The organism is Cryobacterium sp. Hh7 (genome assembly GCF_004403155.1).
Taxonomy (GTDB): domain Bacteria; phylum Actinomycetota; class Actinomycetes; order Actinomycetales; family Microbacteriaceae; genus Cryobacterium; species Cryobacterium levicorallinum.
On record NZ_SOHG01000026.1, the window covers coordinates 95,463 to 116,628 of the forward strand.

Here is a 21,166-nt window from a genome sequence, read left to right on the forward strand (position 1 = left end):
ACCCTCCGTTCAACGTTATGGACAATTTTGCCCCGCTACAACGGATGCTGCAACAGCATACCGTTGGTACGTTCCTCCAGAATGTCCGAGAGTGCGGGTGCCAGCCTGCCTCAACGCCCACGAAGCACCGTTCGTGAGGCCGCGGCGGCTCGGTAGGCTCGAACCCATGACTTTCCCGGCCGATCTGCCCGCCCAGCTGGCCGGGCTGCTGCCCACTCTGGTTGGTGTCCTGCTGCTTCTGGCGGTGGTCGTGACGGTGCTGCGCGGCTATCGCACGCAGCATCCGTTCGCGCCAGCGTTGGCCCTGCTGCGCGGTACCCTGCAGCTGGCCGCGATCAGCCTGATCCTCAGCGGAATCATCAACGATCCGCTCTGGGTCGGTGTCGGACTGCTCGTCATGTTCGCGGCAGCCGTTGGCACGGTGACCCGGAGGATCGGCTTCAACCGGCGCCACCTGGTGCGGGTTGCTGCGGCGATGGGGCTCGGTGTTGTCGTCACGCTGACGATCGTGTTCACGACCGGGGCGATTGAATTTTCGCCGCGCTACGTGCTCGCCATCGGCGGCATTATCATCGGCAATGCCATGTCGATCGCGACGCTGAGCGGTCGGCGCTTCACCGAAGCGGTCGGCGATCACTGGGACGAGGTCGAGGGCTGGCTCGCGCTCGGCGCCACACCGGGCCAGTCCACCCGGGAACTCGCCCGGCAAGCGGTCTATTTCGCCATCATCCCGTCCACGGATCAGACCAAAACCACCGGCCTCGTGACGTTGCCCGGGGCGTTCGTCGGCGCGCTCTTTGGCGGAGCATCGCCCCTGGAGGCCGGCCGGTTTCAGATCGTCGTGCTCGCCGGCATCCTCTGCGCCGGGTCGATCGCCGCGGTGACCCTGCTGCACCTGGTCGGCCCGGTGCGCCAAAAGCCCGTCCCCACGGTCTAGCCCTCGGAATTACTCGACCGAACGGTGGATCAGGCGGGACAAGACGATCGCGCTGCGGGTGTGGTCGACGTTGGGCGCGAGGCGCACCTTTTCGAGGGCCGCCTCGAGACCGGGAATGTCCCGGGCGCGAATGTGCACCATGGCATCGGCGCTGCCGGTGATCGTTCCGGCATCGACCACCTCCGGCACGCCGGAGAGAATGCGCAGCAGTTCGTCGGGCGCCACCGTGCCGCGGCAGAACAGCTCGACATAGGCTTCCGTGCTCATGCCGTCGACGGCCGGGTCGACCTGAATGGTGAAGCTGCGAATGACCTTGTCGGTCACCAGTCGATCAACGCGCCGTTTCACAGCGGATGCCGACAGCCCCACGACGGATCCGATATCGCCGTAGCCGGCACGCGCATTCTGGCGCAGCAGGTCGAGAATGCTGTGGTCTAGGTTGTCCATGGGCCGAGTCTAGGCGATCGCTGTGCGCAAACGTGCGTCCCGACGGTCATTCTCGAAGATTTATTGCGCAGATCAGCGTGAAACGTTGAATCGTGCTGTGTGAGACTAAGACTGGCGTCCCGGAACGATCGTGGTTCGATCGCGCCGGGCTCTCGTGAGCGACCTGGTCCGCCATTCACCCTACGTTTCGTGGGTTTTCAGGTCCGCGAAACGACGAAGGAGCCTCATGTCGATCAACTCAGCCACCCCCGTCCTCTCCGAAGAATCGGCCGTTCCGGTGCGCACCGCCACCAAGCGCACCATTCTCATGTGCAAGCCGCAGTTCTTCACCGTGGTCTACCGCATCAACCCCTGGATGGACCCGGCCCTGCCCACCGATACCTCGCTCGCCGTCGAGCAGTGGCAGACCCTGTACGACACCTACGTCGGCCTTGGCTACGACGTGCAGCTGATCGAGCCGATCGACGGCCTGCCCGACATGGTCTACGCGGCCAACGGCGGATTCGTCATCGACAACCAGGCCTACGGCGCCAAGTTCACCCACGTACAGCGCCAGCCCGAAGGTCCCGCCTACATGGACTGGTTCGGCGCCAACGGCTTCGACGTACGCGTGCCGATCGAAACCAACGAGGGCGAGGGCGACTTTTTGCTGGTTGGCGACGTTATTCTGGCCGGCACAGGCTTTCGCAGCGATTCGAACAGCCATGCAGAGCTCTCGATTATCGCCGGCCGCCCGGTCATCACCCTGCGCCTGATCAACCCGAGCTTTTACCACCTCGACACCGCCGTCGCCGTGCTCGATGACAGCAATATCGCGTACCTGCCGAGCGCGTTCGATGCTCCGAGCCTCGCGATTCTGCAGGAACGTTATCCCGACGCCATTATCGTCACCGAAGAGGATGCCTCCATCCTCGGACTCAACTCCTACTCCGACGGCTACAACGTCGTCATTGCCGCCCGCGCCAAGGACTTCGAACAGCAGCTGCGCGCCCGCGGCTACAACCCGATCGGCGTCGACCTGTCCGAGCTGCTGCTCGGCGGCGGCGGCGTCAAGTGCTGCACGCTCGAGCTGCGCCGATGACCGCGCCCAACCTGAAGGAGCACGATATGACCACGAACCTGACCGCCGAGACCGTGCCCGCAGCATCCGTTTCGTCTGAAGCCACCGCACTGATCGCCCAGGAAAGTGCGCACGCCGCGCACAATTACCACCCGCTCGAGGTCGTTGTCGCGACCGGTGACGGCGCCTGGGTAACGGATGTCGCCGGTCACCGCTATCTGGACTGTCTCGCCGCGTATTCCGCCGTGAACTTCGGGCACTCCAACCCGGTACTGCTTGACGCCGCCCGCGCGCAGCTCGGCCGCATCACGCTGACCAGCCGTGCCTTCTACAACGACCAGCTCGGCCCGTTCGTCACCGCGCTCGCCGAACTCGCCGGCAAAGACATGGTGCTGCCCATGAACACCGGCGCCGAGGCCGTCGAATCCGGCATCAAGGTCGCCCGCGCCTGGGGCTACCGAGTCAAGGGCGTCGCGCCCGACCTGGCCAACATCATCGTCGCCGCCGGCAACTTTCACGGCCGCACCACCACCATCATCAGCTTCTCCGACGACGAATCGGCCCGCGCCGGTTTCGGACCGTTCACACCCGGTTTTCGCACCGTGCCCTACGGCGACGCCGCGGCGCTCGAGGCTGCCATCGACGAGAACACCGTCGCCGTGCTGCTCGAACCGATCCAGGGCGAGGCCGGCATCGTCGTGCCGCCGGCGGCCTATCTGCCGGCCGTGCGCGAGATTACGACGCGTCTGAACGTGCTGTTCATCGCCGATGAAATCCAGTCGGGGCTCGGCCGCACCGGCTCGACCTTCGCCTGCGACCTGGTCGGCGTCGTGCCCGACCTCTACCTGCTCGGCAAGGCCCTCGGCGGCGGCATCGTGCCGGTGTCGGCGGTCGTCGGCAACACCGACGTACTCGGAGTGCTGCACCCCGGCGAGCACGGCTCCACCTTCGGTGGTAACCCGCTCGCCGCCGCCGTGGGCCTGGCCGTCGTGAAAATGCTGGCCACGGGCGAATACCAGAAGCGAGCGACCGAACTCGGGGCACGCCTGCATGCCGGACTCTCGGCGCTGATCGGCCACGGCGTGGTCGAGGTGCGCGGCGTCGGTCTCTGGGCCGGCATCGACATTGACCCCGCGCTGGCCCCGGGCCGCGTCGTCTGCGAGGCCCTGCTCGCCCGCGGCGTGCTCGCCAAGGATACCCACGGCTCGACCATTCGGCTCGCCCCGCCGATCGGCGTCTCGGCTGACGACGTGGACTGGGCTGTCGAGCAGTTGCGCCTGGTGCTGGCCGACCTCACCGCCGCGAAGTAGGTCTCCGGTCGGCTCGCGGCACCGGCCCGGCTCGCCCCGTTCCGTGGGGATCGTGGCTCGGCGAACGCGCGTTTCCTGAATCAGCCACCGCAACAGCGGATGCCCCCGCGTGACGGCTGCGGCGCCAAGCCGGGCGGCTCTAGGCTGAAGGGCATGTACACCGACCTGCCCGAAGCCGAACTCCGTGCCTATCGCAGCGGCCAGGCGGACCCGGGCGACTTCGACGCGTTCTGGACCGACACCCTCGCCGAGGCCGAGAGCCATCCGCTTAATGTCACAGCCTTGAAGGTCGACGCCGGGCTCAGCACGCTGGACGTGTTCGACCTGACCTTCGCCGGCTTCGGCGGGCAGCCGATCAAGGCCTGGCTGCGGGTGCCCGTCGGCGCGAGCGGTCCGCTGCCGACCATCGTGCAGTTTCACGGCTACGGCCGGGGACGCGGGCAGGCTTTCGAGAATCTGCTGTGGGCATCCGCCGGGTTCGCGCACTTCGAGATGGACCTGCGTGGGCAGGGCTACGGCGGCAGCGCCGGCGACACTGCCGATGACGCCGGGAGCGGTCCACAGGTCCCAGGGTTCATGACTCGCGGCATTGACTCCCGCGAGACCTACTATTACCGCCGCCTCTTCACCGACGCCGTGCGCGCCGTCGCGGCGGCCCGCAGCCTGGCGCTCGTCGACGAAACCCGCGTCGGCGTGATGGGCACCAGTCAGGGCGGTGGAATCGCGCTCGCCGTGGCCGGACTGGTTCCGGACCTTTCCGCCGTGGTCGCTCGGGTGCCGTTTCTGTGCGACTTTCCGCGGGCATCCGTTATAACCGACGCGCAGCCGTACCGCGAGCTGGGCCAGTATCTCGCGACGCATCGGCTGAAGGTTACGCGCGTGCACGACGTGCTGTCCTACTTCGACGGCGTCAACTTCGCCAAGCGGGCCACCGCGCCGGTGACCATGACGGCGGCACTGATGGATCCGATTTGCCCGCCATCGACCGTCTTCGCGGCCTACAACAACTATGCCGGCCCGAAGCAGATCACGGTCTGGCCATACAACGGGCATGAGGGCGGCGCCTGGGAAGACGACGCGCTCGCACTGCGGGCGTTCCGCGAGAACCTGGCCTGACGTTCGGCTCTTGCCGCCAAAAACCAATGGCGGTACCATTTTGGTATGGCTATCAATGTGCGCATCCCGGAGGAGCTCGATCGTCAACTGGAAGAGCTCGCGGCGGCACAACACGTGTCGAAGCACGCTCTGCTGCTGCAGGGGGCAACGCTGATTGTCGACCGCTACTCGCGTCGAGATGAAATCGAGTCGGGCCTACAGTTCGTACTGACCCACGACGCCGAGTTGCTGCAGCGGCTCGAAGACGCATGACCCGATACCTGGAGGTCGCCGACGCGCTTCAGGTGATCGAGCGCTACGGATTCCACGTACGGGACGCCGGCCTCCTCGCATCTGCGCTGGCCCGGCCGTCGGCGTCCATGTTTGGAACGGATGCCTACCCGACGTTTGATCGCAAGGCCGCAGCCTTGCTCGAATCGCTCGTGCGTAATCATCCGCTCGTGGACGGCAACAAGCGCACCGGTTGGACCCTGATGGTTCTCTTTTTGTGGATCAACGGATTTGCTCACGATTTCACCGCCAACGAGGGGTTCGATTTCGTGATCGGCGCCGCCGAAGGAATTATCGACCTCGACGAATCTGAACGCCGCATCGCGGCGCATCGGGTCCAACGGCCATAAGCCGCGGCGCAACCCGGACCGGGCTGCGCCGCGGGGGCTATTTCGGCGGGGCCGTCTTCCTCGGCGCCCGCTTGACCGGCGTGCCCGTCACGGCAGCGGATGCACCGACGCTCTGTTTCGGCGCAGCGGCTGTGCCTATCGGAGCCTTGCGTACCGGAGCCTTCCGCGCGGGAACAGCCTCGGCCGCGGCGACCATGGGAACGGCGACCGGCATCAGCCGGGATAGCTGCGTCACGTGCCCGGGGTTCAGCTCCTCGAGCGAGTTCACCCCGAGCAGCCGCATCGTGCGGCTGACCTGCTCCGACAGAATCTGGATCGTGCGGTCGACCCCGGCCTCACCGCCGGCCATCAGGCCGTAGAGGTAGGCGCGGCCGATCATGGTGAAGCGCGCGCCGAGCGCGATCGAAGCCACGATGTCGGCTCCGGACATGATGCCCGTGTCGAGGTGCACCTCGGTGTGCGCACCGACCTCGCGCGCGACCTGCGGCAGCAGGTGGAACGGAATTGGCGCCCGGTCGAGCTGGCGACCGCCATGGTTCGAGAGGGTGATGCCGTCGACGCCGAGATCGACGAGGCGCTTGGCGTCCTCGAGGTTCTGCACGCCCTTGACGACGACCTTGCCGGGCCACTGCGCCTTGATCCAGGCCAGGTCCTCGAAGTCGACCGTGGGGTCGAACATCGTGTCGAGCAGGTCAGCGACCGTGCCGCTCCAGCGATCGAGGCTCGCAAAGGCGAGCGGTTCGGTGGTCAGAAAGTTGATCCACCACTCCGGCCGGGGCAGCGCGTTGACGACCGTGCCGAGGGTGAGCGCCGGTGGAATCGAGAAGCCGTTGCGCTTGTCGCGCAGCCGGGCGCCCGCCACGGGCACGTCGACGGTCACCAGCAGGGTGTCGAAACCGGCCTTCGCGGCCCGGTCCACGAGGGCCATCGACCGGTCGCGATCCTTCCACATGTACAGCTGGAACCAGTTGCGGCCGTTCGGGTTAGCGGCCTTGACGTCTTCGATCGAGGTGGTACCCATGGTCGACAGCGCGAAGGGGATTCCGGCCCGGGCCGCCGCGTGCGCCCCGGCGGTCTCGCCCTCGGTCTGCATCATGCGGGTGAATCCGGTGGGCGCGATACCGAACGGCTGTGAAACCTGCGCCCCGAGCACGTCCCAGCCGGTCGACACGGTCGACACGTCGCGCAGGATCGACGGGTGGAACTCGATGTCCTCAAAGGCCTGGCGGGCCCGGCCGAGCGAGATTTCGGCCTCGGCCGCGCCCTCGGTGTAGTCGAAGGCGGCCTTCGGCGTTCGCTTCTGGGCGATGGCGCGCAGGTCCGCGATCGTGAGCGCGGCGGCCAGCCGGCGCTTCTTCGCGTTGAGCTCCGGGCTCTTGAATTTCATCAGCGGGGCGAGATCTTTGATTTTGGGGATGCGTCGTTGAACCATGGTCGTCCTTCTCTAGTGATCGCGCAGGTGGGTTTCGGCGTAGTAGTCGGAGATGTGGGCGTGCATCGCGAGGCGGGCGGCATCCGCTTCACCGGCCAGAATGGCCGCCAGAATGCCGCGATGCTCCAGCATCAGGCGAGCGGATGTTGCCGGCCAGTTCGCGAGGCCCGCCGCGCCGGCCCGCGCGTACCCCTCGATCGCGCTGCGGAGGCCGGCCATCGTCGCCGTGACGACCTGGTTGCCGCTCGCTTCGGCGAGGGAGAGGTGGAATGCCGCGTCGAGGGCGAGAAATTCGGCTTCGGTGAGGGTCTGGTTTTCCATCGCGGTGAGGATCTGCGCGGAGGCGGCCAGATCGGGGGAGCCTGCGGCCGCGAGGTCGGTGACGATCGAGCCCTCAAGCACGAGGCGGGTTTTGACCACATCGGCCACCGCAAAGCCCTGGGCCGCGACCTGCAGGCGCATGAGCGCGGACATGCCGCCGCCGGGGCGGGCGACAATAATCGCGCCCGCCGAGGGACCGGAACCGACCGCGGTGCGGATCAGACCGAGCACTTCGAGCACGCGCAGGGCCTCGCGCACACTGGATCGGCCGACGCCCAGGTCGGCGGCAAGGGTGCGCTCGGGCGGCAGGTGGTCTCCCGGGCTGAGCCGGCCGTCGAGCAGGTCGCGTTCAACTGCGTCGAGCACGACCTGCCAGGCGCGGGGGGCTGTCATCGGGTCCTCTCGGGTGCAGTGACCATGTGGTCTGACCACATGCTACACGAGGATCACCCGGTCGCGCGATAGGCAAATCGTCATAACTTGGGAGCGCCCGTTTGGTGCGCACGCGCCTGCACCAAGCGGCAGCGCGACGCGCGTCGCCCGGGCGCACCAGGGCGGAGGGAAGCAACTCGCGCGGGACTTAGGCATCCGTTCGCGGCAGCAGCACGTGGCCGGGTTGCCCCAGCCGCAGAGATCGTGGGTGGTTACAGCCTCAGGCCGAGGGCGCTGATCATGTCGCGACCGTCGTCGGTGATCTTGTCGGGCGTCCACGGCGGCATCCAGACCCAGTTGATCCGATGGCGTTCGACCACGCCGACGAGGGCCTGCTCGGTTTGCTCCGTCAGTACCTCCTGCTCGGGGCAGCCGGCCGAGGTGAGGGTCATTTGGATGACGAGCGTGTCGGTGTCGTCGTCCCAGGCCAGGCCGTAGATCAGGCCGAGGTCGAAGACGTTGATGCCGATCTCGATGTCCATCACGTTTTTGAGTGCTTCTTCGATGTCATCCTGGCGTGCCGGAGTGAGTGCTGAGACCATGGTCCCAGCCTACGGTCGCGGCGGGGCGCGCAGTGCCCGACTAACTCGTCAACACGACGTTGACTGGGGTCTCGCCGCGCAGCATCCGTTCTATTTGCTGGCGAACGAGCAGGGCCATGCGAGGCAGCATCGCGCTCGAGGCGCCGCCCACGTGGGGGGAGATGATCACGTTGGGCAGCGCGAAAAGTGGATGCCCCGCCGGCAGCGGTTCCGGATCGGTCACGTCGAGCGCGAGCCGGATTCGGCCGCTGGTGGCGTGAGCGAGCAGCGCCTCCGTGTCGGCGACCGGGCCGCGGGCGATGTTCACCAGCAGGGCGCCGCCCGGCATGAGCGACAGGAACGCGTCATCGACCATGCCGGTGGTTTCCGGCGTGAGCGGCACGCCGACCACGACGATATCGGCCCTCGAAAGCAGTTCGGGCAGGGACTCGAAGCCGTAGATCGTGCCGCGTTCGTCGGTGCGGGCGGTGCGGGCGACGCGAATGACCGTGGTTTCGAAGGCGAGCAGCCGGGTTTCGATGGCGTGGCCGACGCCGCCGTAACCGAGCAGCAGCACGGTGCGGTCGGCCAGGCTCGCGTGCTGCGCTGGTGCCCACTCGCCCCGCTCGGCGGCGCGTACGAAGTCGTCGATGCCGCGCTGGGAGGCCAGAATCAGAGCGAGGGTGAGCTCGGCGGTCGAGGCCTCATGCACGGAGGCGGCGTTCGCGAACACGTGCCCGGCGGGCAGCAGCGTGTCGATGCCGTCGTAGCCGATCGACTGGCTCTGCACGAGCCGGGTGCGCACGCCCGCGAGATGGGCCACCCGGTTGGCGGCGCCCATGTACGGTGTCACGACAAGGTCGATCTCGGGAATAGGTGCCGGGCCTTCCATCGCCCACTCGATGACCTCGACGCCATCGGGCAGCTCGCCAAGGGCGGCGCGCAGGTCGGGCTCGGGCAGGCTGACACGCAGGGTTTCGGAGCTCATCGGTCAAGCCTAGACGGACACCGGTGCTCAGCGCCGAGGGTGGCGTGTAGAGCGGCGAGGTCGCCTGGACCATCCCGCGCCCGTGCCGGGGGTTCCGACGGTGTGCCTCCTGCTTCGGCAGGAGCCGGTCGATGTTCTCTCCCGGGCGATTGATAATCATGGCGCATGAGCAAAGTCGTCGACCACGCCGCTGCCCGCGATGACCGCTCCTTCTTTGGACAGCCGCGTTCACTCGCCAACATCTTCGGCGTCGAGATGTGGGAGCGGTTTTCCTTTTACGGCATGCAGGGCATCGTGTTGTTGTATTTATACTTCTCGGCGACCGACGGCGGCCTGGGGATCCCGCAGACCACTGCGGCCGGCATCGTCGGCGCCTACGGCGGTGGTGTCTACCTCTCGACGATCCTCGGCGCCTGGATCGCCGATCGTCTGCTCGGTTCGGAACGGGTGCTGTTCTACAGCGCCATCGTCATCATGCTCGGCCACATCGCCCTCGCCATCGTGCCCGGCGTCGGCGGCCTGGGTGCCGGCCTCATTCTGGTGGCTGTCGGCAGCGGTGGGCTCAAGGCGAACGCGACCTCCGTCGTCGGCACGCTCTACGCGCCGGACGACCCCCGCCGGGACGCGGGTTTCTCGCTGTTCTACCTCGGAATCAACCTCGGTGCCTTCGCCGGACCGATCCTCACCGGGCTGCTGCAGACGACGGTCGGTTTCCACTACGGGTTCGGCCTCGCCGCCGTTGGCATGGCAATCGGCCTGACCCAGTATTCTTTCGGGCGCAAGCGTCTACCGGATGCTGCCCGTCACGTTCCCGATCCGCTGCCGCGTTCGAGGTGGTCCCGCTACATCGTCATTGCGATCGTGGCGCTGGCACTCATTGTCGTGCTCGTTCTGACCGGAGTGATCACCGCGAGCAATTTGGTTACCATCGTAATCGCGCTGACGATCATCGCGACGGTCACCTACTTCGTGGTGATTCTGACGAACCGCCAGATCACCACTGTGGAACGCAAACGGGTCTACGCCTTCATTCCGCTCTTCATCGCCAGCGCCGCCTTCTGGTCGCTGTACCAGCAGCAATTCACGGTCGTCACGATCTACTCAGACGAGCGCCTCAATCGGGACCTGTTCGGCTGGGAGATGCCGGTGTCCTGGGTGCAGTCGATCAACCCCATCTTCATCATCATTCTGTCCGGCGTCTTCGCCGCCCTGTGGACCAGATTGGGAACGCGCCAGCCGTCCACGCCGATCAAGTTCGCGGTCGGCACCGCGGTGATGGGCGGCGCCTTCCTGTTGTTCCTGCCGTTCGCCGGCGGCGCCGCAAATTCGACTCCGCTGCTGGCGATGATCGGAATTCTGCTGATCTTCACCGTTGCAGAACTGCTGCTCTCGCCGGTCGGGCTCTCGGTCGCCACCAAGCTCGCGCCGGAGGTATTCAAGACGCAGATGGTGGCGCTGTTCTTTCTTTCGGTCGCGCTCGGGTCGGCCGTGTCGGGGGTGCTCGCCACCTGGTACGCGACCGCGCCAGAGACGCTCTACTTCAGCGTGCTCGGCGGCATCGCGATCGTTCTCGGGCTCATGCTCGTTCTGATTGCCCGCGCGGTGCTGCGCCTGATGGGCGGGGTGCGCTAGAGAGCCCGGCACTGGACGACTTCGGTGGGTGTAGCGCGGTCCTAACCGACGGAAGTTGCCCAGTCAGCGCGATCAGCCTTGCGGTTCATAGCGGCGCGGCGCGAACGCGCGCGCGACCAGGGTGCGCAGGCTCTCGAGGCTTCCGGTGACCAGGCCCTGCGCGCGCGCCTGCACGAGCACATTGCCGATCGCCGTCGCCTCGACCGGGCCGGCCAGCACGGGGAGGCCGGTGCGGTTCGCGGTGAGCTGGCAGAGCAACTCGTTCTGCGAGCCGCCACCGACAATGTGCACGGTGTCGATGCGGGTTCCCGAGAGTTCGGCGGCGCGATCCAACGTGCGCGCGTAGGCATCCGCGAGGCTTTCGACGATGCTGCGCACGAGAGCGACGGGTGTGGCGGGCTCGGGCAGATCGTGCTCGCGGCAGTACGCGCGAATGCGGCTCGGCATGTCGCCGGGCGCCAGAAAACGCGGGTCGTCGACGTCGAACACGGTGACCGGCCCGGCCCACTGACCGGCTCGCCCGAGCAGACCCGGCAGGTCGAAGGTCTGCCCGGACTGCTCCCAGGTGCGCAACGATTCGCTCAGCAGCCACAGCCCCATCACGTTGCGCAGGTAGCGCACCCGCCCGTCGACGCCGCCCTCATTGGTGAAATTCGCCGCCCGGCTCGCCTCACTCAGCACCGGCGCGCTCAGCTCGACCCCGACGAGTGACCAGGTTCCCGACGAAATGTAGGCAGCGTTCGGCCCGGTCATCGGCACGGCCACAACAGCGGATGCCGTGTCGTGCGACCCGACGGCCGTCACGTCGATACTGCGGCCGGCCCCGATCTCGGCCAGAACGTCGGGCAGCACCGAACCCACCCGGCTCCCAGCGTCGATCAGCCGCGGAAATAGCCCCCGCGGCAGTCCGAGCCGCGCGATGAGCTCGTCGTCCCACTCGCCGCCGCCCGCGCCGCCCTGCCCCAATCCGTTGGTCGAGCCCGCCGAGATCGCCATTCCGGGTTCGCGAGCTGCGCGCAGCAGCCCGGTCGTCGACGCGTTCGTGCGCTCGGCGACCTTCTCGCCGCTCAGCCAGAACGTGATCAGGTCGGGAATCAGAAGCATCGAGTCAGCACCGTGGAGCCCGCCATCGAGCTGTTCCGCGGCGAGCTGGTACAGCGTATTAAAAGGAAGAAACTGCAGTCCGTTACGGCTGTACAACTTTGCCGGCGACTCGAGGGCGTGTACCGCCGTGACTCCCGCCGCCGTGCGCTCGTCGCGGTAGTGAAACGGGTTGCCGAGCATCCGCTGCCCGCGCAGCAGCGCGTAGTCGACCGCCCACGAATCCACGGCGACGCTCAGGAGCTGTGGTTCCTCACGCACGGCAGCGCGCAGGCCGCCGATGGCGCCGCGATAGAGGTCGAGGATGTTCCAGTGCAGCCCGTCGATCGTGCGCACCGGGTTGTTCGCAAACCGCGCCACTGAGCGGATGCTCAACTCGTTGTGGCCAACATGCCCGAGCATCACGCGCCCGCTGGACGCACCGAGGTCGATGGCCGCTACCGTGCCGGCGCTGGTCATGCCGGCCTCGGGGCATCGCGCACCGCGGTGAGGGGCCGCCCGCCACGATCACAGCGGATGCGCGCGCCCATCAGCGCAGGAACGCGGCGGCGACGCCGGCGTCCACCGGGATGTGCAGTCCCGTGGTGTGGCTGAGGTCGCTCGTGCAGAGCACGTAGACCGCGTTGGCGACGTTCTCCGGCAGCACTTCGCGCTTGAGCAGCGTGCGCTGCGCGTAGTACTTGCCGAGTTCCTCCTCGGGCACCCCATAAACGGCGGCGCGCTTGGCGCCCCAGCCGCCGGCGAAGATGCCCGAGCCACGTACAACGCCATCGGGGTTGATGCCGTTCACCTTCACGCCATACTCACCGAGCTCGGCCGCGAGCAGCCGCACCTGGTGCGCTTGGTCGGCTTTGGTCGCCGAGTAGGCGATGTTGTTCGGGCCGGCGAATACGGAGTTCTTCGACGAGATGTAGATGATGTCGCCGCCGAGCTTCTGGTCGATGAGCACCTTTGCCGCCGCCCGCGACACCAGAAAGGAGCCCTTGGCCATCACGTTGTGCTGCAGGTCCCAATCGGCGACCGTGGTCTCGAGCAGCGACTTTGACAGCGACAGCCCGGCGTTGTTCACGACCAGGTCGAGTCCGCCGAACGCGAGCACGGCGGCGTCAACGCCGGCCTGCACCTGCGTTTCGTCGGTCACGTTGGCCTGCACGCCGATCGCGACGTCGGTGCCGCCGATCTCCGCGGCGGCGGCCTGCGCCTTGGCCAGGTCGAGGTCCGCGATGACGACGCAGGCGCCCTCAGCGGCCAGCCGGGTGGCGATGGCTTTGCCGATGCCGGAGGCGGCACCGGTGACAAGGGCTACGCGGGTGGCGAGCGGCTTGGCGGCGGGCATCCGCTGCAATTTGGCTTCTTCGAGGGCCCAGTATTCGATGCGGAATTTCTCGGCCTCGTTGATCGGGGCGTAGGTGGAGAGACCCTCGGCACCCCGCATCACGTTGATGGCGTTGATGTAGAACTCGCTCGCGACGCGCGCGGTCTGCTTGTTGGCGCCGTAGCTGAACATTCCCACGCCGGGAACGAGCACGACGAGGGGGTCGGCGCCGCGAATGGCGGGGGACGCGTCGGTCGCGTTGCGGTCGTAATAGGCCTGGTAGTCGGCGCGATACTCGTCGTGCAGCGTCACCAGACGCGCGAGCGACTCCTCAACGGATGCTCCGCTCGGCAGATCCAGCAGCATCGGCTTGACCTTGGTGCGGAGGAAGTGGTCGGGGCAGCTGGTGCCGAGCGCGGCGAGCCGCGGGTGCTCCGCGCGATTGAGAAAGTCGAGTACTTCGGGCGCGTCGGTGAAATGACCGACCTTGGGGGCGTCGGTGGAGACCAGCCCGCGAATGGTCGGCGCGAGAGCGGCGGCGCGGGAGCGGCGGTCTTCCTCGGAAAGCGGGCCGAACCCGTCGAGCAGCGGCCCGAACGGCTCCGGCCGCGAGTGCTCCTCTATATAGGCGGCGGCGGTGTCGATGATCCAGAGCGAATTGGCCTCGGTGGCCTCGCTGGTGTCGCCCCAGGCCGTGATGCCGTGTCCGCCGAGAATGCAGCCGATCGCGGTCGGGTTCGCCTCTTTAATGGCGGCGATGTCGAGTCCGAGCTGAAAGCCGGGGCGACGCCAATCGACCCAGGCCACCTTGTCGCCGAAGATCGTCTGCGTGAGCGCTTCGCCGTCGGCCGCGGTCGCAATGGCGATACCGCTGTCCGGGTGCAGGTGGTCGACGTGCGCCGCGTCGACCAGGGCGTGCATGGCGGTGTCGATCGACGGTGCAGCACCGCCCTTGCCGTGCAGGGTGTAGTCGAACGCGGCGACCATCTCGTCTTCGCGGTCCACCCCGGGGTAGACGTTCTTCAGCGCGAGCAGCCGATCGAGGCGCAGCACCGCGAGCCCCTTCTCGGTGAGCGTGCCGAGGTCTCCGCCGGAACCCTTGACCCAGAGCAGCTCCACGGCCTCACCGGTGACCGGGTCGGTCTCACTGCCCTTGGCCGAGGTGTTGCCGCCGGCGTAGTTCGTGTTCTTCGGGTCGGCGCCGAGGCGGTTCGACCGGGCAATCAGCGCGGCGGCTGCGGGGTTTTGCGTCATGACTTTTCTTCCTGTGTAAACCGGTGGTCGAGTGCCGCTGGTCGAGGCGCGACGAAGGAGCCTGTCGAAGGCGCGACACTCGCTGGTCGAGGCGCGACGAAGGAGCGATCGAGACCCATGGCCTACGCGCCCCAGCCGGCCTGGTTGCCACCGACACGTTCGGCGGCGATCCTGGCCTGGTACCCGGAGGCGGCATAGGCGGTCATCGGGTCGCCGGCGAGGCCGCGGCTCTCGCGCCAGGCGGCAAGCGAGGGGCGCACATCCGTATAGAAGGCATCCATCAGAATGCCGTTGGCGCCAAGCACATCGCCAGCGTTCTGGGCGAGGGTGAGGGCGTCGCGGTCGACGAGCAGCGCGCGGGCGGTCATCTCCTGCACGTTCAGCACCGAGCGGATCTGGCCGGGGATCTTGTCTTCGACGTTGTGGCACTGGTCGAGCATGAACGCCACGGTCGAATCGGGGCCGTAGCCGCCGCCGCGAATGACCTCGTACAGAATGCGGAACAGCTGGAACGGGTCGGCCGCGCCGACGATGAGGTCGTCGTCAGCGTAGAACCGGGAGTTGAAGTCGAAGGAGCCGAGCTTGCCGAGGCGCAGCAGCTGGGCGACGATGAATTCGATGTTCGTGCCGGGAGCGTGGTGGCCGGTGTCGAGGCACACGCTGGCCTTGTCGCCGAGCGCTGTGACCTGCGCGTAGCTGGTTCCCCAGTCGGGCACGTCGGTGTGGTAGAAAGCCGGCTCGAAGAATTTGTACTCCAGCACGAGGCGATGCTCATCGCCAAGGCGGGCGTAGATCGCGGCGAGCGACTCGGCGAGGCGGTCCTGGCGGCCGCGAATATCGCCCTGGCCCGGGTAGTTGGTGCCGTCGGCCAGCCAGATCTTGAGGTCGGTTGAGCCGGTCTGGTGCATGATGTCGATGCACTCGAAGTGGTGGTCGATGGCCTTCTGGCGCGTCGCCTTATCGGTGTGGGTCAGGCTGCCGAACTTGTAGGCGTCGTCCTGAAAGGTGTTGGAGTTGACGGTGCCGAGCGTGAGCCCCTTATCGGCCGCGAACGCCCGCAGCGCAGCGTAGTCCTCCACCTTGTCCCACGGAATGTGCAGGGCGATCTTCGGCGCGAGGCCGGTGTACTCGTTGACCTGGGCAGCATCGCTGATTTTCTCCTCGATGGTGCGCGGGGTGCCCGGGGTTCCAAAGACCCTGAACCGGGTTCCGGAATTACCGAACGCCCAGGAGGGCAGCTCGATGGCCTGCGCCTCGAGTTGGGTGAGCACGGCAGCACTGATGGTCACGAGGTACTTCTTTCTGTAGCGGTTGCTAGGTCAATGAGTTGGTCTTCGAGGTGGAACACCTCGGTCAGTTGTAGAAAGCCGGTGTCGGGGGCGCCGTCGAGTGCGACGAAGAATTCGCCCATCTCGGCCTGCCAGCGCGCGTTGACGGCTGTTGCAGCCATTCCGGCCTGAGCGGATGCGAGATCCACCGTTTCGAAATACCCGATCAGCAGTCCATCAGCCCGGAGAAAAAGCGAGTAGTTGTTCCAGTCGGTGGCTTTAAGTGCCTGGAGCATCTCGGGCCAGACCGCCGCGTGACGCTGACGATATTCGTCGATACGCTCCGGCTTGACCTGCAGTTGAAAGCAGACGCGGTTCGTGGCGGTTGCGCTCATCGCTGGGATCTCCGGTTCGGAAATATGCATGAATGAATCGTTTCAGTCATCTGGGTGGATCGGTGACAAGCAAAGGGTTGGGTGGTGCGGCAGGGCCGGGGAATGAAACCCCGGCCCTGCCGGTCTTCGTGGTGCTGCTGCGACTTAGAAGTCGAAGTCCGCGATGTTGTCTTTGTTGAACTCGAACGGGTCGCCGAGCAGAACGACGCCATCGGCGCCGACGGTGTACGAGCCCAGGTCGCCGGCTTCGAAGGTGTCGCCCTCGGCACCGGTGATGGTGCCCTCAACGAGCGCCTTCGCCGCATAGGCGGCGAGGTAGCCGAGGTCGGCCGGGTTCCACAGCGCGAACGCGGTGACGGTGCCGTCGGTGACGTAGTCGCGCATCTGGTTCGGGGTGCCGAGTCCGGTCAGTGCAACCTTGCCCTTGTACTCCGAGGTCTGCAGGTAGCGAGCCGCAGCCGCAATACCCACGGTGGTGGGGGAGATGATGCCCTTGAGGTTTGGGTGGGTCTGCAGCAGGGCGGCAGTCTTGTCGAATGAGGTCTGGTCGTCGTCGTCGCCGTACACGGTCTCAACCACGGTGATGTTCGGGTGGTTGTCGGCGATGTCGGTCTTCATCAGTTCGATCCAGGCGTTCTGGTTCGTGGCGTTGGCCGAGGCGGAGAGGATGGCCACTTCGCCGGCATCGCCGATCTGAGCCGCGATGAGGTCGACCTGCACCTTGGCGATACCAGCTGAATCGGCCTGGTTGATGAACACGTCGCGGAATTCAGCATCGGTGTCGGAGTCATAGGTGACGACCTTGACGCCGGCGTCGCGCGCCTCGTTGAGGGCGCCGCCGATGGCCTTCGGATCGTTCGCGGAAACAACGATCGCTCCAACGCCCTGCTGGGTGAGCGTATTGATGTAGCTGACCTGGGCATCCGGTGTCGCTTCCGACGGCCCGACCTCGGCGTAGGTGCCGCCGAACTCGCCGATGGCCTTCTCGCCGCCCTTGTCCGAGGTGTCGAAGTAGGCATTGCCGAGGTTTTTCGGCAGGAATGTAATGGCCAGGTTGGCCTTGTCACCGCCGCCATCAGTGCTGCCGCCGGTGCTGCCGCCTGAGGAGCAGCCGGTAGCTACCAGGGCAATGCTGACGGCAATCGCTGCGATTGCGCCGACGCGGGCCTTGCCCGAGCCATTCTTGTGAAACAACATCGTTGTTCTTCCTTTCAATGAAGTGAATTGATGTGATTGCATCGACGAGCCGTTCGCCCCTGGCCTAGGCCAGGGGTGTGCCGGTATCGACTCGTGGGGTTCTCCTGGGCTTGGAGCGCTGCTTGTGCAGCCAGACCAGGAAGCTGGTGGACACCACCGAGAGTACGAGGAGTACTCCGGTGATGATGTTGATGACATCGGAGGTGACGTTGGCGAGGCGCAGTGCGCTGCCCAGTACCCCGATGAGCAAGACGCCGGCGACGACGCCGTGCAGGGCACCGCGCCCGCCGAAGATGGAGACGCCGCCGAGCAATACCGCGGCGATGACCTGCAGTTCCAGGCCGGTGGCATTGTCGCCGCGGGCGCTGCCGAACCGGAGCGTGTAGTAAATTCCGGCGAAAGCTGAAACGGCTCCGGCGACGACGAACAGAATGAACTTGGTGCGGTTCACGTTGACGCCCGAGAAGGTGGCGGCCTCCGAGCTCAGCCCAATGGCGAAAACGCCCCGGCCGAACGGTGTGAAGTGCAGCACGATCGCAAAGATCGCCAGCAGAATGAGGAACGGGATGGTGATGCTCGGAATCGGGGTGCCCGGAATCTTCGACTTGGCCAGGGTGGTCCAGAACTCGTTGAAATCGGTCACCGCCGTGGTGCCGAGCAGGCCCACCGCGAGGCCACGATAGAGGGCCAGGGTGCCGATGGTCACCGCGAGCGACGGCAAGCCGACGACCGTGACCAGGAACCCGTTGAGGGCACCGCCCAGCGCGCCGGCGATGATCGCGATGACAGCGGCGGCCGGAATCGGAAGCCCCGCCTGGTGCAGCGTACCGAGCAGCACGCTGCTGAGTCCGACAACACTCGCCACCGAGAGGTCGATCTCCCCGGTGATGATGATGAGCGTCATCGGGAGGGCGATGAGCAGAATGGGCGCGACGTCGAGAAGCAGGTAGGTGATGGTGATGGGGTTGTCGAAATTGCGCACCGAGAGGGATGCCACCACGATCACGATGACGAGCAGTGCGATGATGGCACTTTCGCGGTTGACCAGCAGGCGGCGCCACAGCGGCTGGCCGTAGTCGCGATAGACCCGGGTCGGGGTGGCGATAGCAGTGTTACTCATTCGAGTCGTCCCTCGATTCGAGAAGTTTGCGGGTTTGTCTTAGGGCGAGCAAGCGGTCGAGCACGATGGCTCCGATAATGAGGGCACCGACGACGGCGCGCTGCCAGAAGTCCTGCACGCCGAGAATGGGCAGTGCCCGGTTGATGGTGAGCAGAAGCACCGCACCGATTGCAGCGCCCCACACCGTGCCGCTGCCGCCGAAGATAGCCACGCCACCGATCACCGCCGCCGCAACGGCGTCGAGCTCCAGCCCGCTTCCGGCCTGGGAGTTGATGGTGCCGTACCGTGCGGCGTAGAGCACGCCGGCCAGACCGGTCAGGGCGCCGCAGGCGATGAATGCCACGAGGATGCGCTTGGTCACCTTGAGTCCGTACAGCTGCGCGGCCGCCGGTTCGGAACCAATCGCGTAGAATTCCCGGCCGCCACGGGTGTTGCGCATGTACCAGCCGGCGGCGATGAGTACGACCAGGGCAATGATGGTGAGCAGGGGGATGGAGAGGTATTCCGTCGTGCCCAGGGCCAGAAAATTCTTGGGCATGTCAGAGGCGTTGATGCGGTCGCTTCCGGCCCAGAAGACATTGATGCCGCGGTAGGCATAGAGCGTGCCGAGAGTAATGACGAGGGCTGGAACCTTGGCGAAGGCAACCAGGGCGCCGTTGACGAGGCCGAGGGCTGCACCGAAGAGGATACCGGCCAGAAACACCACGATGATCGGGATGCCCGGCACGTCGAGAAACAGTCGGCCGGTCAGGTAGGCCGTGAGGCCCAGTGTGGAACCGACCGACAGGTCGACGCTGCGGGTGATGATGACGATTGCCTGGCCCACGGCAACGAGGACGAGAATTGAGGGGGTGAGCAGCAGGTCCCGAAAGCCGTCGGAGCTGAACAGGAAGTTCGGGTTCTTGATTGTCGTCACGACGATCACAAGCGCGAGGGCGAGCAGAATGCTGGTCTCTCGGGCGCGAAGAAAGACTCCGAGGCCGTGCAGAACCACGTTCGGTGTGGGCTTGGCGGTCAAGGTGCTCACGAGTGGGTCTCCGATGCGTGGGTCGCGGCGTACATGACCGTCTCGGATGTGGCATCCGCTCGGCTGATTTCGGCGGTGATTCGCCCCTCACGCATGACCAGAACCCGGTCGGCCATGCCGAGAACCTCGGGCAGCTCCGAGGAAATCATCAGAATCGCGAGGCCCTGGCCGGCCAGCTCGGAGAGCAGGCGGTGTACCTCTGCCTTGGTGCCGACATCGATGCCGCGGGTGGGTTCGTCGATGATGAGCACGCGGGGATTGGTGGCGAGCCATTTGGCCAACACGACCTTTTGTTGGTTGCCGCCACTGAGGGTGCCGACAATGGTGTCCAGGGCGTTGGTCTTCACCTCGAGGCGGCTCGCCCAGATGCGTGCCGCGGCATTCTCGGCCGCTCCGGTGAGCAGGCCGGCCTTGACCAGGCTGCGCTGAATAGACATGGTGGCGTTGCGCGCCACGGTGGAATCCACGACCAGGCCTTGCTTGCGGCGGTCTTCCGGCACCAGCGCGAGCCCGAGGTTCATGGCGGCGACGGGGTTGCGCCGGGGCACCCGTTTGCCGCTAATTGAGACGGATCCGCGGTCGTAGCGGTCGATGCCGAACACCGCGCGCGCAACCTCACTGCGCCCAGCGCCGACCAGACCGGCCAGGCCGACGATCTCGCCGGCTCGCACCGTGAAGTTGATGTCGTGGAACAGCCCGGTGACGCCGAGTCCGTTGACCTCCAACACCACGTCGCCGATCGGGGCGACGGTTTTCGGGAACAACTCGGTGACATCGCGACCGACCATGCGGCGCACGATTTCGGCGACGCTGGTGTGCTCGATGCTGTCGGTCGAGATGTAGTCGCCGTCGCGCATGACCGTGATCATGTCGCACAGGGCGAAGACCTCGTCGAAGCGGTGTGAGATGAACACCAGGGCGCGACCCTCGTCACGCAGGCTACGGGCGACGGCGAACAGCCGCTCGACCTCGACGCCGCTGAGGGCTGCTGTCGGCTCGTCCATGATCAGCACCCGGGCATCGAGGGAGATGGCCTTGGCGATCTCGATGATCTGCTGGTCGGCGATCGAGAGTCCCTCGGCCGGGCGGTCGGGATCGATGCGCACGGCGAGCCGGCTGAAGAGTTCCTCGACCTCGGCGCGCATGGCCTTGCGGTCGATTCGGCCGAACCGGTTGGTGGGTTGACGGCCCATGAAAATGTTCTCGGTCACCGACAGGTCGGGAAAGAGGGTGGGCTCCTGGTAAATCACGGCGATGCCGGAAGCCTTGGATTCGGCGGTTGACTTGAAGTTGACCGATTCGCCGCGCAGTCGAAAATCGCCGGCGTCGCGCTGATACAGGCCTGCGATGATTTTCACGAGAGTGGACTTGCCAGCACCGTTCTCGCCGACCAGGGCGTGAATGGAATTCATCTGCACGGTGAGGTTGGCGGACTTGAGTGCGACGACCGCGCCGAATGATTTGGCGACACCGCGAAGTTCGAGCGCGGCTGGTCCGGCGGTACCGGGACTGATCGACATTGATTGGCCTATTCGTAGTGCGACAGAGAAATTGAATCGTTTTAATGAGGCGGTGTTCACAATTTATGTCGACGCGCTCACCGTGTCAAGCGAAACGCCGTCACAGTTTTGAAACGATGGTAATTTCGTCCCGAAATGCGAGAGAATGACAGA

Annotated in this window: 20 protein-coding genes; 7 read left to right on the forward strand and 13 right to left on the reverse strand. The window is 66.1% G+C overall.

Annotation, left to right across the window (positions count from 1 at the left end; translation table 11 throughout):
* Positions 1-166: 166 nt before the first annotated feature.
* A complete protein-coding gene (locus tag E3T43_RS09465; protein ID WP_134442756.1) occupies positions 167-937 on the forward strand; it encodes an ABC transporter permease in 771 nt (256 codons plus the stop codon).
* A 9-nt stretch (positions 938-946) separates the two neighbouring features.
* Here the strand turns inward: E3T43_RS09465 and E3T43_RS09470 are convergent, their stop codons facing one another.
* Positions 947-1,384, reverse strand: a complete 438-nt coding sequence (locus E3T43_RS09470) for an Lrp/AsnC family transcriptional regulator (RefSeq protein WP_134472269.1) — start codon at positions 1,382-1,384, stop codon at positions 947-949.
* 226 nt (positions 1,385-1,610) lie between these two features.
* On the opposite strand from E3T43_RS09470, the gene ddaH reads away from it, so the two are divergent.
* From ddaH to E3T43_RS09495, 5 genes are all read left to right on the forward strand, one after another.
* The gene (gene ddaH, locus E3T43_RS09475; RefSeq protein ID WP_092452416.1) at positions 1,611-2,465 is read left to right on the forward strand and encodes a dimethylargininase; all 855 of its coding nucleotides are present in this window, start codon (positions 1,611-1,613) and stop codon (positions 2,463-2,465) included.
* A gap of 26 nt (positions 2,466-2,491) precedes the next feature.
* Entirely contained in the window at positions 2,492-3,754 is a 1,263-nt protein-coding gene (gene rocD, locus E3T43_RS09480; RefSeq protein ID WP_134472270.1) for an ornithine--oxo-acid transaminase, read from the forward strand.
* Between the two features lie 153 nt (positions 3,755-3,907).
* Positions 3,908-4,870 (forward strand): acetylxylan esterase, encoded by a 963-nt coding sequence (locus E3T43_RS09485; RefSeq protein ID WP_134472271.1) that lies wholly within the window; start codon positions 3,908-3,910, stop codon positions 4,868-4,870.
* Positions 4,871-4,915: 45 nt separating this feature from the next.
* On the forward strand, positions 4,916-5,122 hold the full coding sequence (locus E3T43_RS09490; protein ID WP_170851596.1) for a ribbon-helix-helix protein, CopG family: 207 nt from the start codon (positions 4,916-4,918) through the stop codon (positions 5,120-5,122).
* Positions 5,119-5,490 carry a type II toxin-antitoxin system death-on-curing family toxin gene (locus E3T43_RS09495; RefSeq protein ID WP_134442752.1) on the forward strand — a complete coding sequence of 124 codons (372 nt, stop codon included), beginning with the start codon at positions 5,119-5,121 and terminating at the stop codon, positions 5,488-5,490. The genes E3T43_RS09490 and E3T43_RS09495 overlap by 4 nt, the downstream gene beginning before the upstream one ends.
* A gap of 37 nt (positions 5,491-5,527) precedes the next feature.
* Here E3T43_RS09495 and E3T43_RS09500 read toward each other — a convergent pair whose 3' ends face one another.
* From E3T43_RS09500 to E3T43_RS09515, 4 genes are all read right to left on the reverse strand, one after another.
* On the reverse strand, positions 5,528-6,922 hold the full coding sequence (locus E3T43_RS09500; RefSeq protein WP_134472272.1) for an alpha-hydroxy acid oxidase: 1,395 nt from the start codon (positions 6,920-6,922) through the stop codon (positions 5,528-5,530).
* Between the two features lie 12 nt (positions 6,923-6,934).
* Positions 6,935-7,636 carry a FadR/GntR family transcriptional regulator gene (locus E3T43_RS09505; RefSeq protein ID WP_134442750.1) on the reverse strand — a complete coding sequence of 234 codons (702 nt, stop codon included), beginning with the start codon at positions 7,634-7,636 and terminating at the stop codon, positions 6,935-6,937.
* Positions 7,637-7,887: 251 nt separating this feature from the next.
* Positions 7,888-8,217 carry a metal-sulfur cluster assembly factor gene (locus E3T43_RS09510; protein ID WP_092452431.1) on the reverse strand — a complete coding sequence of 110 codons (330 nt, stop codon included), beginning with the start codon at positions 8,215-8,217 and terminating at the stop codon, positions 7,888-7,890.
* Between the two features lie 40 nt (positions 8,218-8,257).
* Positions 8,258-9,184: a 2-hydroxyacid dehydrogenase gene (locus E3T43_RS09515; RefSeq protein WP_134472273.1), complete on the reverse strand. Its 927-nt coding sequence runs from the start codon at positions 9,182-9,184 to the stop codon at positions 8,258-8,260.
* 165 nt (positions 9,185-9,349) lie between these two features.
* Here E3T43_RS09515 and E3T43_RS09520 point away from each other — a divergent pair, with 165 nt between their 5' ends.
* Positions 9,350-10,816, forward strand: coding sequence for a peptide MFS transporter (locus E3T43_RS09520; protein ID WP_134472274.1), 1,467 nt, complete (start codon positions 9,350-9,352; stop codon positions 10,814-10,816).
* A gap of 72 nt (positions 10,817-10,888) precedes the next feature.
* Here E3T43_RS09520 and E3T43_RS09525 read toward each other — a convergent pair whose 3' ends face one another.
* The 8 genes from E3T43_RS09525 to E3T43_RS09560 form a co-directional block, all read right to left on the reverse strand.
* Positions 10,889-12,376 carry a rhamnulokinase family protein gene (locus E3T43_RS09525; protein ID WP_134472275.1) on the reverse strand — a complete coding sequence of 496 codons (1,488 nt, stop codon included), beginning with the start codon at positions 12,374-12,376 and terminating at the stop codon, positions 10,889-10,891.
* Positions 12,377-12,446: 70 nt separating this feature from the next.
* Positions 12,447-14,486 carry a bifunctional aldolase/short-chain dehydrogenase gene (locus tag E3T43_RS09530; protein WP_134472276.1) on the reverse strand — a complete coding sequence of 680 codons (2,040 nt, stop codon included), beginning with the start codon at positions 14,484-14,486 and terminating at the stop codon, positions 12,447-12,449.
* Between the two features lie 122 nt (positions 14,487-14,608).
* Positions 14,609-15,775, reverse strand: coding sequence for an L-rhamnose isomerase (gene rhaI, locus E3T43_RS09535; RefSeq protein WP_166791289.1), 1,167 nt, complete (start codon positions 15,773-15,775; stop codon positions 14,609-14,611).
* Positions 15,772-16,179 (reverse strand): L-rhamnose mutarotase, encoded by a 408-nt coding sequence (locus E3T43_RS09540; RefSeq protein ID WP_241978902.1) that lies wholly within the window; start codon positions 16,177-16,179, stop codon positions 15,772-15,774. The genes rhaI and E3T43_RS09540 overlap by 4 nt, the downstream gene beginning before the upstream one ends.
* Positions 16,180-16,293: 114 nt before the next feature.
* On the reverse strand, positions 16,294-17,346 hold the full coding sequence (rhaS, locus tag E3T43_RS09545) for a rhamnose ABC transporter substrate-binding protein (protein WP_134472277.1): 1,053 nt from the start codon (positions 17,344-17,346) through the stop codon (positions 16,294-16,296).
* 64 nt (positions 17,347-17,410) lie between these two features.
* Positions 17,411-18,466 carry an ABC transporter permease gene (locus E3T43_RS09550; RefSeq protein WP_134472278.1) on the reverse strand — a complete coding sequence of 352 codons (1,056 nt, stop codon included), beginning with the start codon at positions 18,464-18,466 and terminating at the stop codon, positions 17,411-17,413.
* The gene (locus E3T43_RS09555; protein WP_134472279.1) at positions 18,459-19,493 is read right to left on the reverse strand and encodes an ABC transporter permease; all 1,035 of its coding nucleotides are present in this window, start codon (positions 19,491-19,493) and stop codon (positions 18,459-18,461) included. The genes E3T43_RS09550 and E3T43_RS09555 overlap by 8 nt, the downstream gene beginning before the upstream one ends.
* Positions 19,490-21,013 (reverse strand): sugar ABC transporter ATP-binding protein, encoded by a 1,524-nt coding sequence (locus E3T43_RS09560; RefSeq protein WP_134472280.1) that lies wholly within the window; start codon positions 21,011-21,013, stop codon positions 19,490-19,492. Before E3T43_RS09560 ends, E3T43_RS09555 begins: the two co-directional genes overlap by 4 nt.
* Positions 21,014-21,166: the final 153 nt, after the last annotated feature.

Bases quoted from the DNA above. Each gene is read 5' to 3' on its own strand.
- E3T43_RS09500 (WP_134472272.1), bottom strand. From the start codon at position 6,922: ATGGTTCAACGACGCATCCCCAAAATCAAAGATCTCGCCCCGCTGATG.
- E3T43_RS09525 (WP_134472275.1), bottom strand. From the start codon at position 12,376: ATGACCAGCGCCGGCACGGTAGCGGCCATCGACCTCGGTGCGTCCAGC.
- E3T43_RS09520 (WP_134472274.1), top strand. From the start codon at position 9,350: ATGAGCAAAGTCGTCGACCACGCCGCTGCCCGCGATGACCGCTCCTTC.
- E3T43_RS09510 (WP_092452431.1), bottom strand. From the start codon at position 8,217: ATGGTCTCAGCACTCACTCCGGCACGCCAGGATGACATCGAAGAAGCA.
- E3T43_RS09550 (WP_134472278.1), bottom strand. From the start codon at position 18,466: ATGAGTAACACTGCTATCGCCACCCCGACCCGGGTCTATCGCGACTAC.
- E3T43_RS09505 (WP_134442750.1), bottom strand. From the start codon at position 7,636: ATGACAGCCCCCCGCGCCTGGCAGGTCGTGCTCGACGCAGTTGAACGC.
- E3T43_RS09465 (WP_134442756.1), top strand. From the start codon at position 167: ATGACTTTCCCGGCCGATCTGCCCGCCCAGCTGGCCGGGCTGCTGCCC.
- E3T43_RS09495 (WP_134442752.1), top strand. From the start codon at position 5,119: ATGACCCGATACCTGGAGGTCGCCGACGCGCTTCAGGTGATCGAGCGC.
- E3T43_RS09515 (WP_134472273.1), bottom strand. From the start codon at position 9,184: ATGAGCTCCGAAACCCTGCGTGTCAGCCTGCCCGAGCCCGACCTGCGC.
- E3T43_RS09540 (WP_241978902.1), bottom strand. From the start codon at position 16,179: ATGCATATTTCCGAACCGGAGATCCCAGCGATGAGCGCAACCGCCACG.
- rocD (WP_134472270.1), top strand. From the start codon at position 2,492: ATGACCACGAACCTGACCGCCGAGACCGTGCCCGCAGCATCCGTTTCG.
- E3T43_RS09485 (WP_134472271.1), top strand. From the start codon at position 3,908: ATGTACACCGACCTGCCCGAAGCCGAACTCCGTGCCTATCGCAGCGGC.
- E3T43_RS09490 (WP_170851596.1), top strand. From the start codon at position 4,916: ATGGCTATCAATGTGCGCATCCCGGAGGAGCTCGATCGTCAACTGGAA.
- rhaS (WP_134472277.1), bottom strand. From the start codon at position 17,346: ATGTTGTTTCACAAGAATGGCTCGGGCAAGGCCCGCGTCGGCGCAATC.
- E3T43_RS09530 (WP_134472276.1), bottom strand. From the start codon at position 14,486: ATGACGCAAAACCCCGCAGCCGCCGCGCTGATTGCCCGGTCGAACCGC.
- ddaH (WP_092452416.1), top strand. From the start codon at position 1,611: ATGTCGATCAACTCAGCCACCCCCGTCCTCTCCGAAGAATCGGCCGTT.
- E3T43_RS09560 (WP_134472280.1), bottom strand. From the start codon at position 21,013: ATGTCGATCAGTCCCGGTACCGCCGGACCAGCCGCGCTCGAACTTCGC.
- E3T43_RS09470 (WP_134472269.1), bottom strand. From the start codon at position 1,384: ATGGACAACCTAGACCACAGCATTCTCGACCTGCTGCGCCAGAATGCG.